General features: G+C 74.4%; 20 protein-coding genes and 1 riboswitch. Of the genes, 11 read left to right on the top strand and 9 right to left on the bottom strand.

Going from position 1 to position 20,158, the window contains the following annotated elements; genetic code table 11:
* Window positions 1-114: 114 nt before the first annotated feature.
* Entirely contained in the window at window positions 115-1,206 is a 1,092-nt protein-coding gene (locus tag ACZ55U_RS32400; RefSeq protein ID WP_465531907.1) for a PP2C family protein-serine/threonine phosphatase, read from the bottom strand.
* Between the two features lie 261 nt (window positions 1,207-1,467).
* On the opposite strand from ACZ55U_RS32400, the gene ACZ55U_RS32395 reads away from it, so the two are divergent.
* Complete coding sequence (locus ACZ55U_RS32395) at window positions 1,468-2,427, top strand: pseudouridine synthase (RefSeq protein ID WP_465531905.1); 960 nt, start codon at window positions 1,468-1,470, stop codon at window positions 2,425-2,427.
* A gap of 27 nt (window positions 2,428-2,454) precedes the next feature.
* Here the strand turns inward: ACZ55U_RS32395 and ACZ55U_RS32390 are convergent, their stop codons facing one another.
* From ACZ55U_RS32390 to ACZ55U_RS32375, 4 genes are all read right to left on the bottom strand, one after another.
* Window positions 2,455-2,862, bottom strand: coding sequence for a VOC family protein (locus ACZ55U_RS32390; protein WP_465531903.1), 408 nt, complete (start codon window positions 2,860-2,862; stop codon window positions 2,455-2,457).
* 100 nt (window positions 2,863-2,962) lie between these two features.
* Window positions 2,963-3,367, bottom strand: a complete 405-nt coding sequence (locus ACZ55U_RS32385) for a nuclear transport factor 2 family protein (RefSeq protein WP_465531901.1) — start codon at window positions 3,365-3,367, stop codon at window positions 2,963-2,965.
* A gap of 167 nt (window positions 3,368-3,534) precedes the next feature.
* A complete protein-coding gene (locus tag ACZ55U_RS32380; protein WP_465531899.1) occupies window positions 3,535-7,209 on the bottom strand; it encodes a SpoIIE family protein phosphatase in 3,675 nt (1,224 codons plus the stop codon).
* A 420-nt stretch (window positions 7,210-7,629) separates the two neighbouring features.
* Complete coding sequence (locus ACZ55U_RS32375) at window positions 7,630-9,096, bottom strand: MFS transporter (protein ID WP_465531897.1); 1,467 nt, start codon at window positions 9,094-9,096, stop codon at window positions 7,630-7,632.
* Window positions 9,097-9,217: 121 nt separating this feature from the next.
* On the opposite strand from ACZ55U_RS32375, the gene ACZ55U_RS32370 reads away from it, so the two are divergent.
* A complete protein-coding gene (locus tag ACZ55U_RS32370) occupies window positions 9,218-9,760 on the top strand; it encodes a winged helix-turn-helix transcriptional regulator (RefSeq protein WP_465531895.1) in 543 nt (180 codons plus the stop codon).
* A gap of 295 nt (window positions 9,761-10,055) precedes the next feature.
* Here ACZ55U_RS32370 and ACZ55U_RS32365 read toward each other — a convergent pair whose 3' ends face one another.
* The 3 genes from ACZ55U_RS32365 to ACZ55U_RS32355 form a co-directional block, all read right to left on the bottom strand.
* On the bottom strand, window positions 10,056-10,838 hold the full coding sequence (locus ACZ55U_RS32365; protein ID WP_465531893.1) for a hypothetical protein: 783 nt from the start codon (window positions 10,836-10,838) through the stop codon (window positions 10,056-10,058).
* Window positions 10,839-11,238: 400 nt separating this feature from the next.
* A complete protein-coding gene (locus ACZ55U_RS32360; protein ID WP_465531891.1) occupies window positions 11,239-12,303 on the bottom strand; it encodes a serine hydrolase domain-containing protein in 1,065 nt (354 codons plus the stop codon).
* A 180-nt stretch (window positions 12,304-12,483) separates the two neighbouring features.
* Window positions 12,484-12,897 carry an HIT family protein gene (locus tag ACZ55U_RS32355; protein WP_465531889.1) on the bottom strand — a complete coding sequence of 138 codons (414 nt, stop codon included), beginning with the start codon at window positions 12,895-12,897 and terminating at the stop codon, window positions 12,484-12,486.
* A gap of 183 nt (window positions 12,898-13,080) precedes the next feature.
* Between ACZ55U_RS32355 and ACZ55U_RS32350 the strand changes: the two genes are divergently transcribed.
* Window positions 13,081-13,269, top strand: coding sequence for a YegP family protein (locus ACZ55U_RS32350; protein ID WP_465531887.1), 189 nt, complete (start codon window positions 13,081-13,083; stop codon window positions 13,267-13,269).
* A 94-nt stretch (window positions 13,270-13,363) separates the two neighbouring features.
* On the opposite strand, the gene ACZ55U_RS32345 is transcribed toward ACZ55U_RS32350, so the two are convergent.
* A complete protein-coding gene (locus ACZ55U_RS32345; RefSeq protein ID WP_465531885.1) occupies window positions 13,364-14,059 on the bottom strand; it encodes an MSMEG_1061 family FMN-dependent PPOX-type flavoprotein in 696 nt (231 codons plus the stop codon).
* A 135-nt stretch (window positions 14,060-14,194) separates the two neighbouring features.
* On the opposite strand from ACZ55U_RS32345, the gene ACZ55U_RS32340 reads away from it, so the two are divergent.
* The 8 genes from ACZ55U_RS32340 (at window position 14,195) to ACZ55U_RS32305 (ending at window position 20,145) form a co-directional block, all read left to right on the top strand.
* Window positions 14,195-14,509, top strand: a complete 315-nt coding sequence (locus ACZ55U_RS32340; RefSeq protein ID WP_465531883.1) for an antibiotic biosynthesis monooxygenase family protein — start codon at window positions 14,195-14,197, stop codon at window positions 14,507-14,509.
* A 137-nt stretch (window positions 14,510-14,646) separates the two neighbouring features.
* A riboswitch (FMN riboswitch) is annotated at window positions 14,647-14,774 on the top strand.
* Between the two features lie 224 nt (window positions 14,775-14,998).
* Entirely contained in the window at window positions 14,999-15,727 is a 729-nt protein-coding gene (locus tag ACZ55U_RS32335) for a riboflavin synthase (RefSeq protein WP_465531881.1), read from the top strand.
* A complete protein-coding gene (locus ACZ55U_RS32330) occupies window positions 15,724-16,371 on the top strand; it encodes a nicotinamide mononucleotide transporter family protein (RefSeq protein ID WP_465531879.1) in 648 nt (215 codons plus the stop codon). Before ACZ55U_RS32335 ends, ACZ55U_RS32330 begins: the two co-directional genes overlap by 4 nt.
* Window positions 16,368-17,642 (top strand): bifunctional 3,4-dihydroxy-2-butanone-4-phosphate synthase/GTP cyclohydrolase II, encoded by a 1,275-nt coding sequence (locus ACZ55U_RS32325; RefSeq protein WP_465531877.1) that lies wholly within the window; start codon window positions 16,368-16,370, stop codon window positions 17,640-17,642. The genes ACZ55U_RS32330 and ACZ55U_RS32325 overlap by 4 nt, the downstream gene beginning before the upstream one ends.
* A 110-nt stretch (window positions 17,643-17,752) precedes the next feature.
* On the top strand, window positions 17,753-18,226 hold the full coding sequence (gene ribH, locus ACZ55U_RS32320) for a 6,7-dimethyl-8-ribityllumazine synthase (RefSeq protein WP_465531875.1): 474 nt from the start codon (window positions 17,753-17,755) through the stop codon (window positions 18,224-18,226).
* Between the two features lie 102 nt (window positions 18,227-18,328).
* Window positions 18,329-18,601: a phosphoribosyl-ATP diphosphatase gene (locus ACZ55U_RS32315; RefSeq protein ID WP_270148771.1), complete on the top strand. Its 273-nt coding sequence runs from the start codon at window positions 18,329-18,331 to the stop codon at window positions 18,599-18,601.
* 98 nt (window positions 18,602-18,699) lie between these two features.
* On the top strand, window positions 18,700-19,548 hold the full coding sequence (gene hisG, locus ACZ55U_RS32310) for an ATP phosphoribosyltransferase (protein ID WP_465531873.1): 849 nt from the start codon (window positions 18,700-18,702) through the stop codon (window positions 19,546-19,548).
* A 156-nt stretch (window positions 19,549-19,704) separates the two neighbouring features.
* Entirely contained in the window at window positions 19,705-20,145 is a 441-nt protein-coding gene (locus tag ACZ55U_RS32305) for a PH domain-containing protein (protein ID WP_465531871.1), read from the top strand.
* Window positions 20,146-20,158: the final 13 nt, after the last annotated feature.

The following is a 20,158-nucleotide window of genomic DNA, read 5'->3' as shown; positions in this document are numbered from 1 at the left end:
CTCCACCCTCGAACGCGGAATCCGACGAGACGACGACCTCGCCAACGCCTACCGAGACTGGCTCACCACCGCTTGACAACCCATAGGAGCATCAATCGAGCCCGGAGCCGCCGGTCACGGGTCCCAGCGGATCGCCAGCACCGCCGCGTCGTCGGCCAGCCCGGCGTCCCCGACCCAGCCGTCGACGTCCGTCAGCACGGCGTCCAGCAGGTCCGCCGGGGTGCCGCCGTGCAGGCCGGGCAGCCGGTCGGCGATCGGGTAGAACCCGCCCTCGGCGTCCCGGGCCTCCGACACGCCGTCGGTGTGCAGGAGCAGCAGGTCGCCCGGCTCCGGGTCGAAGCGCCGGTCCGGGTACGTGCCGCCGGTGAGCCCGAGCAGCCCCAGCGGCGGCGCCGGGAACGGCGGCTCCAGCTCGCTCACCCGGCCCGCCCGGCGCAGCAGCGGGGGCGGGTGGCCGCAGTTCACCAGCCGGACCGGCCCTCGGTCGGGCGCCACGTCGAGCAGCAGCGCGGTGGCGAACCGCCCCTCGTCCGGGTGCCGGGCGGCCAGCGCCGCGTCCAGCCGGCGTGCGAGCCGCCCGGGGTCGGGCTCGGTCCGCGCGGCCTCCCGGAACACCCCGAGGACGTCCGCCGCCGTCTCCACCGCCGGGAGCCCGTGTCCCTGGACGTCCGCGAGCAGGATGCGCAGCCCGAAGCGGGTCTCCACCACGGCGTACAGGTCCCCGCCGATCCGGGCCTCGGCCGCCGCCGCGACGTAGCGCACCGCCAGACGCAGCGGGCCGATCCGCTCCGGCGGCGGGCGCAGCAGGGCCCGCTGGGCCGCCTCGGCGACCGTCCGGACCTGGAACAGCTCCCGTTCGCGGGCCGCCACCAGGACGACGCTGGCGGCGCTGGCCAGCGTCGAGGCCAGGACGGTGACCGGCACGCTGATCCGCACCGAGAGCGGCAGCTGCGCGTTGGTGGAGTCCAGCAGCCCGACGGAGAGCAGCGCCACCGCGCCGACCAGGAGCGGCACCCGGGGCTTGCGGGTGGTCGCCCCGGCCAGCACCGGGGCCACCGCGAGCAGCGGCGCCAGGGTGGTCCCGGGCCCGATGGCCAGCGCGGTCACCACGGCGGCGACCAGCAGCACGAGCGCGCCGTAAAGGAGCAGCCGGGTCCGTCTCGGCAGGTGCAGCGGCGGCACCCCGTCCGGGCCGTCGGCGGTCACGCGTCCTCCTGGGGTCCGTCGGATGATCCGACAGGTGTGCGGCAGCCGGGTGCGGACGGAGGGCCCGTCCGCCGGGTTCCGGCTCGTGGTCTCCGGCGCGCGGCCGGGAGCCGGTGTGCCGGAAGGCCGTCCGCCGGGTGTCCGGGGACGGCCGGAGGCCCCCGGCGGAACGAGGGCCTCCGGTCCACTCTCCCCGTCCCGCCCCGGGTCGGCACCTCGGCCGCGGCCCGCGCGCCGGCGCCCACTACGCTGGGCCGGGAGATGAGACGCAAGAGCCGCCGCCCGGCCTCCCCCCTCCCGCAGCGCCGCGGCGTGGACCCGGTGCACCTCCGGTTGCCGCTGGAAGGCGCCTGGCCGACGGTGCGGGACCACCTGGTGGAGCGGTTGCCGGCCGTCCCGGCCGAGCGGATCGACGCGGCCCTGCGGGACGGCGAGATCGTCGGCGAACACGGCCCGATCGCCCCGGCGGAACCGTTTCGGCCCGGTGCGCACCTGTGGTTCTACCGGGACCTGCCGCAGGAGGCGCCCGTCCCCTTCGACCTGGTGGTCCTGCACCACGACGAGCACCTGGTGGTGGTCGACAAGCCGCACTTCCTGGCCACCACCCCGCGCGGCCGGCACGTCACCGAGACGGCGCTCTCCCGGTTGCGGCACGCCCTCGACCTGCCCGCGCTCAGCCCCGCGCACCGGCTGGACCGGCTCACGGCCGGCCTGGCGATGTTCGTCGTCCGCCCGGAGGACCGCGGCGCCTACCAGACGCTGTTCCGCGACCGCCTGGTGCGCAAGGAGTACCAGGCGGTCGCGGGGTACGACCCGGAGCTGAGCCTGCCGCGCACCGTGCGCAGCCACATCGTCAAGGAGCGCGGGGTGATCGCCGCCCGGGAGGTCGACGCGCCGCCGAACAGCGAGAGCCGGATCGACCTGCTGGAGCGCCGCGACGGCCTGGCCCGCTACCGGCTGCGGCCGCTGAGCGGGCGCACCCACCAGCTGCGACTGCACATGTGCGGGCTGGGCCTGCCGATCCTCGGCGACCCGGTCTACCCGGACGTGCTGCCGGAACCGGCCCCGGACGACTTCCGCCGCCCGCTGCAACTGCTCGCCTCCGCCGTCGAGTTCACCGACCCGCTGACCGGCCGCGAGCGCCGCTTCGAGACCCGCCGCACACTGGCCGCCTGGACCGACCCGCAGGGCTGGGAGGACGGCACCGGCGGCGGGCCGTAGGGATCGGGATCGTCCTCCGGACGGGTCTCAGAGATCCTCGCCGGGCGCGGCCGGCGACCCGGCGGCCGCGCGGTCGGACGCGCTGCGCAGGACGCAGAATTCGTTTCCCTCCGGGTCCGCCAGGACTGCCCAGCCCGCACCGTCGGGCTCCCGGCGGTCGGCGACCATGGTGGCCCCGAGGGCCAGCAGCCGTTCGACCTCCGGCTCGCGCGAGGTCGACGGGCGCAGGCACAGGTGGACCCGGTTCTTGGCCGTCTTCGGCTCCGGCACCTGGTTGAAGTACAGCACCGGGCCCTCCGGGAGCACCACCTGCGTCTCCCGGTCACCCGGCCGGTCCTGCGGGCCCAGCGGACAGCCGGTCACCTCGCTCCAGAACCGCGCCAGCCCGTAGGCATCCGAACAGTCGATCGCCACGTTCTGCACCACCGAGATCATGCGGGTGATCCTGCCCGAGCGCGGTCCGGTCCGCTACCCGCTACCCGCTACCCGCTATCCGCTACCCGCGAGCCGCTACGCGCCGGCCGTGGGGCGCGGCTCAGACGAGCAGGGTACGGGCGACGTGGTCGGTGTCCAGGTACTCGCGGACGTCGGTGATCAGCCCGTCCGTCACGGTGAACACCCCGAGGCAGTGGTTCCGGTACGCGGCGCCGTTGGCGGCCGTGCCGACGGTGGTCCACTCCGCCACCGCCCGCGGGCCGTCGGCCAGGACGCCGGTGAGGGTGATGACCGGCAGGCCATCGGGGGCGAACAGGGCGCCGACCCGGCCGAGGAACTCGCCGAAGATCTCCTGCTTCCCGCGCCAGACGCGGGAGAGCGCCAGGCCGCCCGGGTAGCTCCAGGTGGCGTCCTCGGCGAACAGCGCGATCGCGGCCTCGCGCTCGCCCGCCGCGAGGAGGGTGACGTAGTCGGTGACGACGGTACGGGCGTCGGCGTGCGGCATGGTGACGGGCTCCTCTGGTGCGTCCGGCCGGGACTGTCCCGCCGGGGCACCAGCAAAGCCCCGCGGCCCCGGCAGCGGCCAACAACCGCGGCACCGGATGGACAACCGACCGTTGTCGCCGCAGGCCAGGGGGAGTCCGGTGCCCCGCACGAAGCCCGTGGGAAGCGCTACACGAACCCCGGGGGCAGCTCCAGCTCGAACCAGACCACCTTGCCGTCCTGGGTCCGGCGGCTGCCCCAGCGGTGCGCGAGCTCGTTGACCAGGTGGATGCCGCGCCCGCCCTCGTCCTCGCTGCGGGCGCGGCGGATCCGGGGCACCTCGGACTCCTGGTCGGCGACCTCGACGGTGAGCACCCGGTTGCAGAACAGCCTGAGTTCGGTGGGCGAGCCGGCGTGCACCAGGGCGTTGGTGATCAGCTCGCTGGTGAGCAGCTCGGCCCAGTCGGTGAGCGCGTCGAGGCCCCAGGCGGCCAGGGTCTCGCGGGTGAAGCGGCGGGAGTGGGCGACCATCGCGTGGTCGCCGGTGAGCGGCAGGATGGCGATCCGGTCCGCCCCCTTCGGGCGGACCTGCGCCATGATGACGGCGATGTCGTCCTCGCCGGTGGTCTCGGTGAGCCTGCTCAGGACGGCGTCGCAGGTCTGCTCCAGCGAGCCGCGCCGGTCGGCGACCATGCGGCACAGCAACCGCAGCCCCTCGTCCAGGTCCTGGCCGCGGCGCTCGACCAGTCCGTCCGTGTAGAGCGTCAGGATGCCCTCCTCGGGGAGGGTGAACTCGGCGCTCTCGAACGGGACTCCGCCGACGCCCAGCGGGGTGCCGGAGGGCAGCTCGATCAGGCGGACGTTCCCCTCCCTGTCGGCGACCACGGGTGGCAGGTGGCCGGCGCTGGCGGCGGTGCAGCAGCGGTCCACCGGGTCGTACACCACGCAGACGCAGGTGGCGAACTGGCCCTCGCCGACCGTCCCGGTGGCTTCGTCCAGCCGGTACAGCACCCGCGCCGGGTCCAGGTCCAGGGTGATCAACGTCCGCGCAGCGGTGCGGAGTTGGCCCATGGTGGCGGCGGCGCGGATGCCGTGGCCCATCACGTCGCCGACGATCAGCGCGACCCGCCCGGAGGACAGCGGCACCACGTCGAACCAGTCGCCGCCGACCTCGCTGACCACGCTGCTGGGCAGGTAGCGGTAGGCGAGGTCCAGCCCGGGGGTGCGGTGCACCTCCTGCGGCAGCAGGCTGCGCTGGAGGGTGAGGGCGGTGTCCCGCTCGCGGCGGTAGAGCCGGCCGTTGTCCATCGCGAGCGCGGTGCGGGCGGCCAGCTCCTCGGCCAGCGAGCGGTCCGCCGGGCCGAACGGCGCCGGGTTGTCGCTGCGGACGAACTCCGCGCCGCCCAGCACCTGTCCGCGCGCCACCAGCGGCACCATCAGGTAGGAGTGCACCCCGGCCTCCAGGCTCGGCTGCACCCGGTCGGGCGAGGCGACGATCACGCGCAGATCCTCCTCGGTGACCTCGGAGACCAGGATCGAGCGCCGGGTGCGCAGGCTCTGCGCGTACAGCTGGGCGGACTGCGAGGCCTCGCCGACCAGGTCGGCCGCCCCCTGCATGCCGGTGCCCGAGACCGTGTCCCCGACCGCCACCGCCCGCATCAGCACCCCGCCCTCCGCCGGGACCGGACCGGGTTCCTCACCGCTGAGCACCGCGTCGCGCAGGTCCACGGTGACGAAGTCGGCGAAGCGGGGGATCACCACCTCCACCAACTCCCGTGCGGTGCGGTGCAGATCGAGGGTGGTGCCGATCCGGTTGCTGGCCTCGTTCAGCAGCGACAGCCGCTGCTGGGCGGCCCGGGCCTCGTCCAGTGCCCGCTGTCGGGCGGCGGCCGCGTCGCGCTCGCGGGTGAACAGCAGGGCGTTGTCGATCGAGACGGCCGCCCGCAGCGCCAACTCCCCTGCCAGCGCCACGTCGTCGTCCTCGTACGGGCGATCGGCCAGCGTCCGGTAGAAGCCCGCGACGCCGACCGGGGTGCCGCGGGCGATCAGCGGGACCACCATGAACGACAGCACGTTCTGCTCCCGTACGGCGGCGGTGCGCACCGGGTCGTCGGCGAACCAGGCCATGCCCTTCTCGTCCATCCGCGGCACCACCACCGGCTCGCGGTGGGCCAGGCACCACGCGTACGGAGAGCCGGGCAGGAAGCGGTGCAGGTTGCCAGTGCGGGCGATCGGCGCCAGCGTCGAGCCGTCCACCGAGTGGAAGGCCATCCGCCGCAGCAGGGCCGAGCCGTCCGCCGGGGCGGTCGCCTCGCGCTCGCCGCGGACCAGGTCCTCCAGCACCTCCACCACCACGGAGTCGGCCAGCCTGGGGGTCGCCACCTCCGCCAACTCCTTGGCGGTCTGGGCGAGATCGAGCGTGGTGCCGATCCGGGCGGAGGCCACGTTCACCAGCGCCAGCCGCTCCTGCGCGGCCTTCGCCTCGCGCAGCGCCTGCTGCCGGTCCAGTACGGTCTGGTGCTGGCGCAGGTACAGCCGGGCGTTGTCGATCGCGACGGCGGCGCGCGAGGCCAGTTCGTCGCCGAGCGTGATGTCGGCCTCCGCGAAGGACTCGCGCGAGCCGCGCCGGGAGTAGACCATCATCCCGAGCGTCGTGCCGCGCGCCACCAGCGGCGTGATCCGCACCGAGCGCGGCCGGTCGCCGAGGTAGGCCTGGCGGCGGCTGTCGTTGAAGCCCTCGCTCAGCATCTCCAGCTCCCAGGACGGCACCACCACCGTCCGCCCGCTGATCATCGCCCTGGCGTAGGGGGAGTCCGGCGGCAGCTCGTAGACGGCGTCCACCGGCAGTGCCTCGGCCGGGTAGAGCGCGTCGGAGGAGGCGATCGCCAGGCGGCGCACCCGCAGCGGGGCGTCCGGCGCGCCCGGCTCGACGTCCCGGCCGGCCATCGGCTCCTCCAGCCCGAACACCGCGCTGATGTCGGAGACCCTGGGCACCATGGCGTCCACCAGCTCCCGGGCGGTCTGCCGCAGGTCCAGCGTGGTGCCGATCGAGGCGGTCGCGTCGACCAGCAGGGACAGCCGCTCCTGGGCGCGGGCCGCCCGGGCGTCGGCGTGGAAGCGCTCGGTGATGTCGATGACGGTGGCGCACACCCCGAGCACCCGGCCGCCGCGGTCCTTCAACCGGAAGTAGGAGGCCGACCAGGCGTGGTCGTGGTGCGGATCGGCCGGGGTGCGGCCGTGCGACAGGTCGTCCACCACCGGCACACCGGTCGCCAGCACCCGGCGCATCACCGCCTCGGACTCGGGGCCGTTGATCCCCGGCAGCGCCTCGGGGAGCCGGCGGCCCAGCGGCTCCTCGGTGCCCAGGCCGTTCAGCTCGGCCAGCGCCTGGTTCAGCCGGACGAAGCGCAGATCGGTGTCGAACACCGCCATGCCCACCGGGGACTGGGTGAAGAACCCGTCGAGGAGTGCCAGGTCCGCCTGGAGCCGGTGCAGCGTGGTCACCTCGGAGGCCACCGCCAGCACCATCCGGGCGCCGCCGGGGCCGCGGATCGGGTGGGTGCGGAACTCCAGGTTCACCAGGTGCCCGTCCCGGTGCCGCACCGGGAACACCCCGGACCACGACCGGCCGGCGAGGATCTCCTGGAACAGTTCGAGCACCGCCGGCAGGTCCTCGTCCGAGGCCAGCAGCGTCGCCGCCCGCGCACCCACCGCGTCCCGCACGCGGTGCCCGAGCAATGCCTCGGCGTCACTGCTCCAGTGCAGGATCCGTCCGTCGGCGTCGATCAGCGCCGTGGCGATCGGCACCATCGACAGGGCGTCCTGCCGCGACTGCCCCGGGCGCTTCAGATAGTCGTCCACCATGGCCAGAGAACCGTCCCAGAAACCGTCCGGAGATCGTTCCCACCAGCCCTGCCATCTTCGCACGCGGCCCTGCACGCCCGCTTCCCGTGCCCACCACGGGCCGCCGCCCACCGAGGGCCCGGGCGGGACCGGCTTCCGGCGCGGGTCGGTGCGGTGGTTGTGGTGGGTGGACGTGAGAAGTCGACCGGGCCGACTTCTCGTGTGGTCCTGCCCGCTCTTCGCGCCGGGTTTGGCCGTGCGGTGGTGGCCGGGGTGACCGGCGTTGGTGTGGCGGTTGGGGTGGGCGGACGTGGGAAGTCGGCCGGTCCGACTTTTGGCGTGGTCCCTTTGCGCTGGCTCTCTGTGCCTGGTGGCCGGGCGGGGCCGGCACCGGTGTGCTGGCTGTGGCGGTGGACGTGAGAAGTCGGCCGGGCCGACTTCTCACGCCTTCGTGGTGGCGGTCGCGGGCTCTCCGGGCGCTGCGGAGCCCGCCGGTTCGGAGGCCGGTTGCGGCTTCGGGCGGGACTTGGTGGCGAAGGTGAGGAGGGCGCCCAGGAAGCAGAGGACGGTGGCGACCAGGACCGCCCGGTCGGTGCCCGCTGCGAGGGCGCGGGTGGTCGGGTGGGCGGAGCCGGCGGCGGTGATCGCGATGGCGACGCCGAGGGCCGAGCCCAGGTAGCGGGCGGTGTTGTTGGCGCCCGAGCCCATGGCCGCCCGGTGGGCGGGGACGCTGCTGACCGCGAGCCGGGCCAGCGCGGCGTTCAGCACCCCGCTGCCGATGCCGGCGACCGCCAGCCCCGGGGCCAGCCGCAGCCAGGACGAGTCGGGGGTGAGCCCGTACAACCCGGCCTCCCCGACGCCGCAGACCAGCAGGCCGAGGGCGACCTGGCTGGTGGCCGGCAGACGGTCGGCGAGGCGGCGGGCCTGGAGCGCGGAGAGCACCGAGAGGCCCGACCACAGCGCCAGCACACCGGCCGCGGCGGGCCCGGACAGGCCGAGCACGCCCTGGAGCAGGGTGGGCAGGTAGCTCATGAAGCCGACCAGCGACAGCCCGGTGAACAGGGCCCCGCCGGTGGCGGCGATGAAGCCGGGGTCGCGGAACAGGGCGAGGTCCAGCATCGGCTCCCGGACCTTCGCCTCGACGACCGCGAACGCCGCCAGCAGCAGCACCCCGCCCGCCAGCAGGACCAGCACCGTCGGGCGCCCCCAGCCGGTGCGGGCCTCGGCCAGCCCGGCGATCAGGCCGGACGTCCCGGCGGCGAGGGTGAGCACCCCGTACGGGTCGAGGGCGCGCGGCCGCTCGGCGCGCGATTCGGTGAGGACGGCGGAGGCGAAGGCGGCCAGGACGGCCGAGGCCACCGTGATCCCGCCGCTGACCGCGCGCCATCCGGCCCACTGCTGGACTAATGCGCCGTACAGCGGTCCGACCGCGATGCCGAGGCCGACCGCCGCGCCCCAGATGCCGAGCGCCCGGATGCGCCCGGGACCGGGCGGGTGGGCGTGGCTGATCAGCCCGAGGGCCGGTGCCAGGACGGCCGCCGAGGCGATCCCGAGGAGCACCCGGGAGGCCAGGTAGACCGCGCCCCCGGGGGCGAGCGCGGCCAGCGCCTCGGCGGCGGCGAACAGCAGCACGCCGGAGGTGAAGACCCGTTTGCGGCCGTGGTCGTCGGCGGCGCTCCCGGCGGTGAGCAGCAGCGCGGAGATGCCGACCAGGGTGCCGGTGAGGATCCAGGTCCGGCCGGAGGCGCCCAGGTGGGCGGCCTGGGCGGTGGCGACGAGCGAGGCGGTCGGGGCGGTGTAGGCGACGGTGCCCAGGGCGGTCGCGGTGGCGGTGACCGCCAGGGTGGCACCGGGGCGGACGCGCCGGTCGGCGGAGCTGGGGGAGGAGCCGGGTAGTGCGGGGGGCATGGGTGTTCCCTCCGGAGGCCGGACCAATTGGTCTGGTGAATGAACCTTCTTCTCGGGCGGCACGCTACCACCGTTGGTCTGTTCATTGAACCCATTGGGATGGTGGACTACGCTGGCGCTCATGGCCATGGGAACCGACTACGAGTTGCAGGAGTGCGCGCTCGCCCGCGCGCTGGAGGTGGTCGGCGAGCGCTGGAGCCTGCTGATCCTGCGTGACGCGTTCTACGGAGTGCAGCGCTTCAACGACTTCCTCACCCACCTCGGCATCCCGCGCGCCGTCCTCACCTCGCGCCTGAACGCCCTGGTCGCGGCCGGGGTGCTGCGCAAGGAGCCGTACCAGCGGTCGCCGCTGCGCCACGGCTACCTGCTCACCGAGACCGGCCTCGAACTCTGGGGACCGCTCTACCAGTTGAGCCGCTGGGGAGGTCGGCACGCCATGGAGGGCGGCCCGCACCACCTCTTCGCCCACGCCGCCTGCGGCACCGACCTGGACGCCGTGGGATCCTGTCCGGCCTGTGGCGGCGCGCCCGTCCCGCCGGCCGAGATCGTGATGCGGCCCAACCCCGCCCGGGCCGGCAGCCACCGCGAGGACCCGGTCTCCCGCGCCTTGGCCGGCCCCCGGCCACTGCTCGAACCGATCGCCTCGGCGGCAGTGCCGGGCTGACCACCGCCCCCGTGGCGCAGGAGAACCGCACTTCGGGGTGGGCGGCGCTGGGCCCCGTCGAGCAGGGGCTGGGGATGCCCTTCAGCCGGAGGCCGAGGAACACCCCGACGTACCGCCTCGTGACGGCGCCGGCACGCCGGCTCCCGAGGGTGGCGGAGGGCGCCTGGGGGATGTCGAGCCCGTCGAAGAAGGGCGGAAGGCCGGTGAGTCCGCCGTGGTCGGGGCCGCCGACGGTCGACGGGCGCCTCCAGCCGCCCGGCCGGACGTCGCTCGTGACCTCGTCACCCGATGGCGGTCACCCGACGGCGGCCGTTCGCAGGTCCTCCAGGAAGCCCGCCGCCGCACGGGCGTTGAGCACCGGGAAGGTGAGCGGGAGGCCTGCCGAGCGCGTCCGGATCTCCAACTCGCCGAGTCCGCAGGCCCGCGCCGAGTGCACCTCCGTCCACGGGTAGGTTTCCGTCGCGGCCAGCGGGTGCGGCGGCCGGTACACTAGCCCGCCGGCCGTCACCGTCAGCCGCCCACGCGCGAAGCGGACACCACCCTCGGTGCGCAGCGTCTCGTGCAGGGCGGCGCGGAGCCGGGGGGAGAGGCGCTCGTCCGACTCCCGGAACAGCCCGCCCAGCCCGCGCAGGTGCGCCAGCGCCAGGGGCTCGTCCGCCCCCGTCGGCCATATTCGCCCGTGCTCGTGCACCCCGCGCGGCCCGCAGGGGGAGTACTCGGTGGCCTCCACCGCGCTCCAGGGCAGCGGCTCCTCGCCCCCGTCCGCCGACACCAGCACCAGCCCGCCCTCATGGACCCGTACGGACCGCAGCCCGGGCGACGGACGCAGCCGCTCGTACCCGCTCACCGCCACCACCGCGGCGGCGGCCAGTACGGGCGCGGGCCACCACTCGCCGAGCGTCAGGCAGACCACCAGGGAGAGCGCCACCCCGCAGGAGTGCAGCCACACCCGGGCCCGCCGGGACAGCGGCCGGAACCGCCGGTGCACCCGCACCACCGGGCCGAGTCGACCGGCCGGGCCGACCGGACCGACCGGACCGACCGACCGCACGTGTGTCGACGACCACGTCACCGCCATGTCGGCTCCCTTCCTCTCGGCGGACTCCCCCGTGGGAACCGCGACTGCCGGACCCAGCATCGACCGCTCGGAGCCTCGGCCGACAGTGCCAATCGGCACATACTGGCCTGAAGCGCCCCCGCCATCATCGCGCCCCCGCCGAAGCCCTTCGCCACCGGGGTGGATGCCGGTGACACGGGACGACGCGGGCGTGACCGGCGAGTTCGCCGAGGGCGGCGGCCTGGCGGCGGGACGCACGGAAAGACCGCGAAGAGCCGGCCCTCGGCGTCCGGCAGCCGACCCTCGGCAGCCGACGCTGGAGGCCTCCGCGAGGGCCCTCGGTGCGAAAGGAGTTCGGCACGCTCGTCCCGGCTGCGGCACGGGCGCCGGCCGTGCCGCCGAGGTGGAGCGGCGCCCGGCCTCACCCCGTGCACGCGAACTCGTTCTGCAGCCTGCGCAGCAGCGCCGTGCCCGCCGGATCGGCTGTGCGGCGGGAGTTGGTCAGCACCACCACGCCCACCTGCTTCTCCGGGTCGAAGGCCACGAACGACCGGAACCCGCCGGTGCCCCCGTTGTGCCAGATCTGGAGGTGCCCGCCCTGCTGGGTGTGCAGCCGGTGGCCCAGCCAGCCCAGGTGCGTCCAGGCGAACGGGTTGACGCGGTGGCGGGTCTCCCGGGTGAGGGCGATCGCGGACGCCAGCGGCCCCTGCGGCTCACCCCCGGCGGCCAGTTGGGCCCGCAGGAACACCGCGAGGTCGGCGGCCGTCGACCGGAGCCCGCCCATCCCGGGGATGGCCGCCAGGTCCCAGTACGGCACCGGCCGACCGCCCTGGGTGTGCCCGTGCGCCAGCCGCGCGGACTGCTCGGCGTCCGAGCGCACACAGGTGTCCACCAGGCCCAGCGGTGCGCAGACCTCGCGGGCCACCAACTCCTCGTACCCGGTGCCGGACCGCTGCGCGAGGGCCAGGCCGAGCAGCCCCGCGCCGAGGTTGGAGTAGCGGAAGCTGCGCCCGGGCGCGGCCCGAAGCCGGGTCCGGGAGAGGCCGTCGAGCACCCGCTCGACCGTGCAACCCGCGTACGGATCGGGGCTGTTGGGCCTCAGCAGGGAGGTCGCCAGCATGCCCCGGGGCAGGCGGGGGAGCCCCGAGGTGTGGGTGGCGAGGTGCCGCAGGGTGATCGGCTGCGCGCCCTTGACCGGGACGACGGCACGCTCGCCCCCGGGCCCCGTGAGCACCTCGGCGAGCGGCTCGTCCAGCCGGACCCGCCCGTCGAGGGCCAGCCGGGCGAGCGCGAGCGAGGTGAACACCTTGGTGACGGAGCCTATTTCGAACAGCGTGTGCGGGCCGGGCGTGCCGCCGCCCGGCCCGGTCCGTCCCGATCCGCGGATCTCCACGCCACCGCCGGCCAGCCCGGCGACCACCGCCCCGACGCGTCGGCCCGCGAGCCGGTCGGCCGTCTGCTGCACCAGGCAGGCGAGTTCGTTCATGCTTGCGAGCCTAGGTGTCCCCGGTGGCCGGATCGTCAGCCCGGAAAACGATTTCGATCCCCTCCGATGATCCGAGGGCGGTACGTCCCCGCTGCGCCCCGCGCGGTAGGCCCGGCTACGCCTCGCACCGTACGAACGGCGGGCGCGGGCAGGAGTCCCGGGTCCGGGCCCCGGGCCCGCTCAGGCCTCCAGCGCCGCCCGCAGCCGTGCCGCGACCTCCGCCGCCCCCGCCTCGTCCGGGTACCGCCGGCGCGGCCAGAAGAACCCGCGCAGCCCGTCCTTCGGATTGCGCGGCACGACGTGGACGTGCAGGTGCGGCACCGACTGGCTGATCCGGTTGTTGGCGGCCACGAAACTGCCCGCCGCCTCCAGGCCGTGCTCCACGGCCTTCGCCACCCGTTGCACCCGCAGGAAGAACGGCCCGACCTCGGCCATCGGCAGGTCGGCCAGCGTCGGGTGGTGGGCGCGCGGCACGACCAGGACGTGTCCGGGGAACAGCGGCCGGCGGTCCAGGAAGGCGACCGCCACCTCGTCGTCCAGCACCCGGTGCGCCGGCTCGTCGCCCGCCACCACCGCACAGAAGACGCAGTCCATCCGCCCATTGAAGCCAGCGGCGGGCCGTCCCGGCACCCCGGTGGAACCCCGGGGACCGGGCTTCACCCGTCCGGCCGCCGACCGGGTGCGCGCACCCCGGGGCCGGGCGCACGGTGCTGCCGGGGGCCGGGCCACGGGTGCGTCGAGCGCCCGGCCCGGGGACCCCGCGAGGAGGTGGCCCGGATGGCGGGCGGGTTCGAGGTCCATCGGGACGCCGGCGGCAAGTACCGGTTCCGGCTCAAGGCGGGCAACGGCGAGATCGTCGCCACCGGACGGGGCTACGCGAGCAAGGCCGCCGCCCACAGGGGCGTCGAAGCGGTCCGGCGGGCCGCCGACGGCGCGGCGGTGGTGGACGTCCCCAAGGCCGCCTGACCGTGCGGTGCGCGGAGCCCGGCCCACCCCAGCCGGCCGCCGGGCACCCCGAGCACCCCGAGGACCCCGGCGCCCCCCGGCGCCCCCCGGCACCTCACTCGTACCGGTACAGCAGCGCCTCCCGCTCGGTCTGCTCGATCATCTCCACGGTCAGCGACTCGTCCCGCAGGTGCGAGAGCGTGACCTCCGCCGAACTCGGCTGCGCGTCCTTGGCGAGCCAGTTCTCCGGCTTCCACGCCGAGGCCCGCAGGAAGGCCTTCGGGCAGTGCCCGTACACCTCCTCGACCGCGACCACGATCGCGCTGCGGGGCGGCTTGCCGACGGCGGTCAGCTGCCGCAACAGCTCCGGGTCGGTCGAGACGCAGGCCCGCCCGTTGACCCGCAGCGTGGTGTCCCGGCCCGGCACGACGAAGAGCAGTCCGACCCGACCGGTCTCCAGGATGTTGTGCAGGGTGTCCAGCCGCTTGTTGCCGGTGGCGTCCGGAATGGCCAGGGTGTACTCGTCGAGCACCGAGACCAGCCCGGCCGGGCCGCCGCGCGGGGAGACGTCGCAGCGTCCGGCGGCGTCCGCGCTGGCGACGAAGACCAGTGGGGAGCAGGCGATCAGTCGCTGGGCGACCTCGTGGAGGCGGTCGACCTGCTTGCGGCGCGCATGGTCGCCGGGCTGCTCGTAGACCTCGCGCAGCTGGTCGGCGTCGCTGAGCGCGCCCGCCCGCAGGGCGTCGAACAGCCCGCTCGGCCGGTCGGGCACACGGGCTGACGGAACGGCAGATTCCGGTGTGGTCGTCATACCGGGAATGTAGCGGAGAGCGGTCGGAAGGCCCGCCGGGCCCGCTCGGAAAATCCCCGCCCCCACCCCTCCCCACCAGCGGTTTTCCGCTCATAATGGGGCCAGGGACGCCAGCCGCAGCCGGAGGTGGTGGTCGTGATCGTGAGAATCTGGGCCGGGCAGGTCCTGGCTGGTCGCATCGAGGAGTTCTGCGCGCACCTGGCCGGCCAGGTGATCCCGCAGCTGGGGCGTACGGACGGCTGCTTCGGCGGTGAACTGCTGCGGTCGGTGAGCGAGGACGGCCACCGGGTGCTCGTGGTGAGCCGCTGGCGCGACGAGGAGGCCCTGCGCGGGTACGCCGGGCCGATGTGGCGGATCCGGCCGGTCTGGTCGGAGGGCGAGCTGAGCTACCTCGCCCACCCCCCGGTGGTCACCCACTTCACGTCGATGACGGCCCCCGCCGTTCCCTGACCCGACGCGCCGCCCGCGAGCCCCGCCCCCGAGGCGCGTCGCGCATTCCCGGCGAACCCGTGAAACAGAGCACAGCCACAAGCCCTCCCCGCCTTGCGCCGTCCGTGGCACAATGTCGGCATCAAGCAGTGACGTTCAGCGCACTCCGGGGTCGGTGAAAATCCGAACCGGCGGTTACAGTCCGCGACCCGTCCGCAGCCAGCGGCCGGTTGACCAGGTGAAATTCCTGGACCGACGGTTAAAGTCCGGATGGGAGGCGTGCGCGGGCGGACGAAGAGCAGTACCCGTGGTCCACCGGCAGGCGCAGCCTCCCCGGACCTCGGTCAGGCGCAACGGCGGGAGCGGTGTCTCCCGAGCCGGGCGAGCGATCTCCCGGTGGCTTCGGGCACCCCGGTGACGGGTGTCGCCCTCCGCCCGTACGCCGGTGCCCGTCCGTGTCATCTCCCCTGCCGCCCCGGAGTCCGCGCCCCAAGCGCGAGGAGAACCCGGGTGTTCACCGGCATCATCGAAGAGCTCGGCGAGGTCGTGTCGATCGAGGAGATCGGCGACTCCTCGCGCATCCGCCTGCGCGGCCCGGTGGTCTGTACCGGTGCCCGCCACGGCGACTCCATCGCGGTCAACGGCGTCTGCCTGACCGTCGTCGACGGCCCGGAGGAACTGGCCGCCGGCACCGGCGAGTTCAGCGCCGACGTGATGGCCGAGACGCTGAACCGGTCCAGCCTCGGCGAGTTGAAGCCCGGCGCCCGGGTCAACCTGGAACGCGCCATGGCGCTCGGCGCCCGACTGGGCGGCCACCTCGTCCAGGGGCATGTCGACGCCACCGGGCGGCTGTTGAGCCGCGAGCCCGGCGAGCGCGACGCGGCCGGTGAACCGCGCTGGGAGGTACTGCGGTTCTCGCTGCCCCAGACCGTCTCCCGCTACCTGGTGGAGAAGGGCTCGATCACGGTCGACGGCGTCAGCCTGACCGTGGTGGAGGCCGCCCGGGACAGCTTCACCGTCAGCCTCATCCCGACCACCCTCGCGCTGACCACGCTGGGTGCCAAGGCCGTCGGCGAGAGCGTCAACCTGGAGGTGGACGTGCTCGCGAAGTACGTCGAGCGCCTCCTGGAGTCCCGCGCGCTCCCCGCCCTGCCGAACCCGGCGGCGCCGTCCGGCCCGTCCGAACTGTCCGCCCCGTCCGGCCTGCCGACCGACGGAACCCCGGGGGAGTCCCAGTGAGCTGGCTCAGCGGCGAGGCGTTCACCGTCCTCGGCGAACACGTCAAGTGGGCCGACATGATCGGCAACATCCTCGGCCTCGGCGGGCTCGCGCTCGGCTGGCGGCGCTCGGTCTGGAGCTGGCCGGTCCAGCTGCTGTCCGGCGCGGTGCTGATCGCCGCCTACCTCGGCGGCCACGTGCCCGGCCTGATCGGCAAGCAGCTGATCGTGATCGCCACCGCCTCCTGGGGCTGGGCGCAGTGGCGGCGCGGGCGCCGCGACAGCGGCACGATCGCCGTCCGGTTCGCGAGCCCGCGCGAGCGGCTCGTGCTGGCGGCGGGCACCGCGGCCGGCACGGTCGGGCTCGCGCTGCTCTTCACGTCCTTCCCCAGCCTGTCCTGGAGCCCCTGGTCGGACGCCTACATCTTCGTCGGCACGCTGGCCGCGATGGTCGCCCAGGCCCGCGGCTGGGTGGAGTTCTGGTTCGCCTGGATCGCGGTCGACGCGGTCGGCGTGCCGTTCGCCTTCAACAGCGGCTACACCTTCTCCGGCCTCACCTACTCCGTCTACTTCGTCCTGGTGCTGCTCGGCATGCGTTCCTGGTGGCTGAGCACCCGTGAGTCGCGCGTCAAGTCCGCCACCGTCCCGCAGGGAGTCACGGCATGACCGAGAACCAGACCCGCGCCGCCGAGTCCGAGGACCTCGAACTCGTCCTCGATCCGGTCGAGCGGGCGATCGCCGACATCGCCCTCGGCCGCGCCGTGGTCGTCGTCGACGACGAGCACCGCGAGAACGAGGGGGACCTCGTCTTCGCCGCCTCCGCCGCCACCCCCGAGCTGATGGCCTTCACCATCCGCTACAGCTCCGGCGTGATCTGCGCCCCGATGACCGGCGAGGAGCTGGACCGCCTCAAGCTCCCGCCGATGACCCAGGTCAACGAGGACCGCAAGGGCACCGCGTACACCGTGTCGGTGGACGCCCGGGAGGGGATCGACACCGGCATCTCCGCCGCCGACCGCGCCCGCACCGTCCGGCTGCTCTCCTCGCCGGGCACCGAGCCCGGCGACCTCACCCGCCCCGGGCACGTCTTCCCGCTGCGCGCCGTCGAGGGCGGCGTGCTGGTCCGCCCCGGCCACACCGAGGCCGCCGTCGACCTGGCCCGGCTCGCCGGGCTGGCGCCGGCCGGCGCGATCGCCGAGGTGGTCAACGACGACGGCACCATGGCCCGGCTGCCCGAGCTGGTCGCCTTCGCCCGTGAGCACGGCCTGGCGATCATCTCCATCGAGGACCTGATCGCCTACCGCCGCCGCACCGAGCTGCACGTCGACCGGGCCGCCGTCACCGCGCTGCCCACCGCGCACGGGGAGTTCACCGCCGTCGGCTACCAGGGCACCATCGACGGCGTCGAGCACCTCGCGCTGGTCGCGGGCGGCCTGGACGCGGAGGGCCGGCTGCCGGACGGCGAGGACGTCCTGGTGCGGGTCCACTCCGAGTGCCTGACCGGCGACGTCTTCGGCTCGTTGCGGTGCGACTGCGGCCCGCAGCTGGAGGCCTCGCTGCGGCGGGTCGCCGAGGCCGGGCGCGGCGTGGTGCTGTACCTGCGCGGCCACGAGGGGCGGGGCATCGGCCTGGCCCACAAGCTGCGCGCGTACGAGCTCCAGGAGCGGGGCCGGGACACCGTCGACGCCAACCTGGACCTCGGCCTGCCCGCCGACGCCCGCGACTACAGCATCGCGGCCCAGATGCTGGTGGACCTCGGGGTCCGCTCGCTCAGCCTGATCACCAACAACCCGCAGAAGCTGACCGCGCTCACCGAGCACGGGCTCAAGGTCAAGGGGCGCGAGGCGGTCGAGATCGCGCCCAGCGAGCACAACCTGCGCTACCTGCGCACCAAGCGCGACCGGATGGGCCACGACCTGCCCGGCCTCGGCTCCTGAGCCCCGAGGCGCGCCCGACAGCGGCTGCACGCCCCGGCGCGGGGAGCGCGCCCGACCGCAGCCACACGCCCCCCAGAGACACGCCCGACCCCAGAGAACGGAACAGGAACATGAGCGGCCACGGAGCCCCCGAGCTGACCATCGAAGGCGCCGCCGACCTGAAGGTCGCCGTCGTCGCCGCCCAGTGGCACGACAAGGTGATGAACGGCCTGCTGGACGGCGCCCACCGCGCCCTCAAGGAGCTGGGCGTCGCCGACCCGACCGTCCTGCGGGTGCCCGGCACCTTCGAACTGCCGGTCGCCGCCAAGCGCCTCGCCGAGCGCGGCTACGACGCCGTGGTGGCCCTCGGCGTGGTGATCCGGGGCGGCACGCCGCACTTCGACTACGTCTGCCAGGCTGCGACCGCCGGCCTCACCCAGGTCAGCGTCGACACCGGCGTCCCGGTCGGCTTCGGCGTGCTGACCTGCGACAACGAGGAGCAGGCGATCGACCGCGCGGGCCTGCCGGGCTCCGCCGAGGACAAGGGCCACGAGGCCGTCACCGCGGCCGTCGCCACCGCCGCGGCGCTGGGCACCGCCCTCTGACGGGCGGCCCTCCCGGTCCCGGAGGGTGGACGTCCACGGACTGTCCACCCTCCGGGACCGTTTACCGTCCGTCAGCCCGCACGCCGTAAGGTGGCTCCCATCATGGCTTCGAAGACATTCGAGGAGCTCTTCGCCGAGCTCCAGCAGAAGGCCGCCACCGGCGACCCCGCGTCCTCCCGCACCGCCCAGCTCGTGCAGCAGGGCGTCCATTCGATCGGCAAGAAGGTCGTCGAGGAGGCCGCCGAGGTCTGGATGGCCGCCGAGTTCCAGTCGGACGAGCAGACGGCCGAGGAGATCTCGCAGCTCCTCTACCACCTCCAGGTGATGATGATCGCCCGCGGTCTGACGCTCGACGACGTCTACAAGTACCTCTGAAGACCCGAACGCGCGCGCCACGCACTCCCGAGCGCGGGCACGAGCACACCGAGCAACACCGAGCACACCCCTCCCAACAGGTAAGGAAGCAACCTCCCATGCTGCGCATCGCCGTCCCCAACAAGGGTTCTCTCTCGGGTCCCGCGGCGGAGATGCTCCATGAGGCCGGCTACCGCCAGCGGAAGGACCCCAAGGAGCTCGTCCTCGTCGACCCCAACAACGAGGTGGAGTTCTTCTTCCTCCGCCCGCGGGACATCGCCGTCTACGTCGGCTCCGGCCGCCTGGACGTCGGCATCACCGGCCGTGACCTGCTGCTGGACTCGCACTCCAACGCCGAGGAGGTGCTCGCCCTCGGCTTCGCCGGGTCGACCTTCCGCTTCGCCCGCCCCGAGGGCGTGGACGTCGAGGACGTCAAGGGCCTGGAGGGCCTGCGGATCGCCACCTCCTACACCGGCCTGGTGGAGCAGCACCTGGCCGACCACGGGGTGAAGGCGACGGTCACCAAGCTGGACGGCGCGGTCGAGACCGCCGTGCAGCTCGGCGTCGCCGACGTGATCGCCGACGTGGTGGAGACCGGCACCAGCCTGCGCAACGCGGGCCTGGAGGTGTTCGGCGAGCCGATCCTGGTCTCCGACGCCGTGGTGATCCGGCCCAAGGGCGCCGGTGAGGACGCTCGGGTCGAGCAGTTCCTGCGCCGCCTCCAGGGCGTGCTGGTGGCCCGCCGCTACGTGCTGATGGACTACGACATCCGGGCCGAGAAGGTCAGCGCCGCCGTCGCGCTCACCCCGGGCCTGGAGTCGCCGACCGTCTCGCCGCTGCACACCGAGGGCTGGGTCGCGGTGCGTTCGATGGTGCTGCGCAAGGAGGCGCAGCAGATCATGGACGACCTGTGGGCCATCGGCGCCCGGGCCATCCTGGTCACCAACATCCACGCCTGCCGCCTCTGACCCCGCCACGCGGGCGACCTGCTCGCCCGCCCGCGAGTAAGGAACGGTTCAATGGGGCGGGGACGCCGACCGCGTCCCCGCCCCTCGCGCTGCCGCCACCAGGCCGCTGCCGCCGGAGCCGTGCCGCCGCCACCAGAACCACCCCCGGAGACCCACGTGTCCACGCCGTCCGTCGAGATCCCCGTCACCTGGGCGCCGCGCCGCACCCGAGCCGTGCTGCTGCCGGTCTGCGCGCTGCTGGTGGTGCTGTTCGCCGTGATGGCCGTGCTCCTCCCGGAGAACTGGCAGCTCAACGACCGGATCATGATGACGGCCAGCGGCATCCTGTTCGCGGCCGTCGGCCTGATGCTGGCCCGCCCCCGGGTGAGCGCCGACGCGGAGGGCGTGACGGTGGTCAACTTCGTCCGCAGCCGCCGGCTCGCCTGGGCCGAGATCGTCCGGGTCAACTTCCGTCAGGGCGACCCGTGGGCGACCCTCGACCTCGCCGACGGCACCTCGCTCGCCGCGGTCGGCATCCAGTCCGGTGTGGGCAAGGCCCAGGCCATCGCGGACGCCCGCGCGCTGCGCGACCTGGTCGAGCGGCACGCCCGGGTCTGAACCCGGGCGCCGC

The organism is Kitasatospora sp. NPDC034533, from assembly GCF_055575155.1.
The sequence above is the reverse complement of the archived record's forward strand: the minus strand, read 5'-3'. Positions and strand labels throughout refer to the sequence as shown.

What these genes read in the sequence shown, in the direction of transcription:
- ACZ55U_RS32365 (WP_465531893.1), bottom strand. Translation starts at nt 10,838, where the DNA reads ATGGCGGTGACGTGGTCGTCGACACACGTGCGGTCGGTCGGTCCGGTC.
- hisG (WP_465531873.1), top strand. Translation starts at nt 18,700, where the DNA reads ATGCTGCGCATCGCCGTCCCCAACAAGGGTTCTCTCTCGGGTCCCGCG.
- ACZ55U_RS32390 (WP_465531903.1), bottom strand. Translation starts at nt 2,862, where the DNA reads ATGATCTCGGTGGTGCAGAACGTGGCGATCGACTGTTCGGATGCCTAC.
- ACZ55U_RS32360 (WP_465531891.1), bottom strand. Translation starts at nt 12,303, where the DNA reads ATGAACGAACTCGCCTGCCTGGTGCAGCAGACGGCCGACCGGCTCGCG.
- ACZ55U_RS32325 (WP_465531877.1), top strand. Translation starts at nt 16,368, where the DNA reads ATGACCGAGAACCAGACCCGCGCCGCCGAGTCCGAGGACCTCGAACTC.
- ACZ55U_RS32380 (WP_465531899.1), bottom strand. Translation starts at nt 7,209, where the DNA reads ATGGTGGACGACTATCTGAAGCGCCCGGGGCAGTCGCGGCAGGACGCC.
- ACZ55U_RS32345 (WP_465531885.1), bottom strand. Translation starts at nt 14,059, where the DNA reads ATGACGACCACACCGGAATCTGCCGTTCCGTCAGCCCGTGTGCCCGAC.
- ACZ55U_RS32315 (WP_270148771.1), top strand. Translation starts at nt 18,329, where the DNA reads ATGGCTTCGAAGACATTCGAGGAGCTCTTCGCCGAGCTCCAGCAGAAG.
- ribH (WP_465531875.1), top strand. Translation starts at nt 17,753, where the DNA reads ATGAGCGGCCACGGAGCCCCCGAGCTGACCATCGAAGGCGCCGCCGAC.
- ACZ55U_RS32375 (WP_465531897.1), bottom strand. Translation starts at nt 9,096, where the DNA reads ATGCCCCCCGCACTACCCGGCTCCTCCCCCAGCTCCGCCGACCGGCGC.
- ACZ55U_RS32370 (WP_465531895.1), top strand. Translation starts at nt 9,218, where the DNA reads ATGGCCATGGGAACCGACTACGAGTTGCAGGAGTGCGCGCTCGCCCGC.
- ACZ55U_RS32355 (WP_465531889.1), bottom strand. Translation starts at nt 12,897, where the DNA reads ATGGACTGCGTCTTCTGTGCGGTGGTGGCGGGCGACGAGCCGGCGCAC.
- ACZ55U_RS32350 (WP_465531887.1), top strand. Translation starts at nt 13,081, where the DNA reads ATGGCGGGCGGGTTCGAGGTCCATCGGGACGCCGGCGGCAAGTACCGG.
- ACZ55U_RS32385 (WP_465531901.1), bottom strand. Translation starts at nt 3,367, where the DNA reads ATGCCGCACGCCGACGCCCGTACCGTCGTCACCGACTACGTCACCCTC.
- ACZ55U_RS32395 (WP_465531905.1), top strand. Translation starts at nt 1,468, where the DNA reads ATGAGACGCAAGAGCCGCCGCCCGGCCTCCCCCCTCCCGCAGCGCCGC.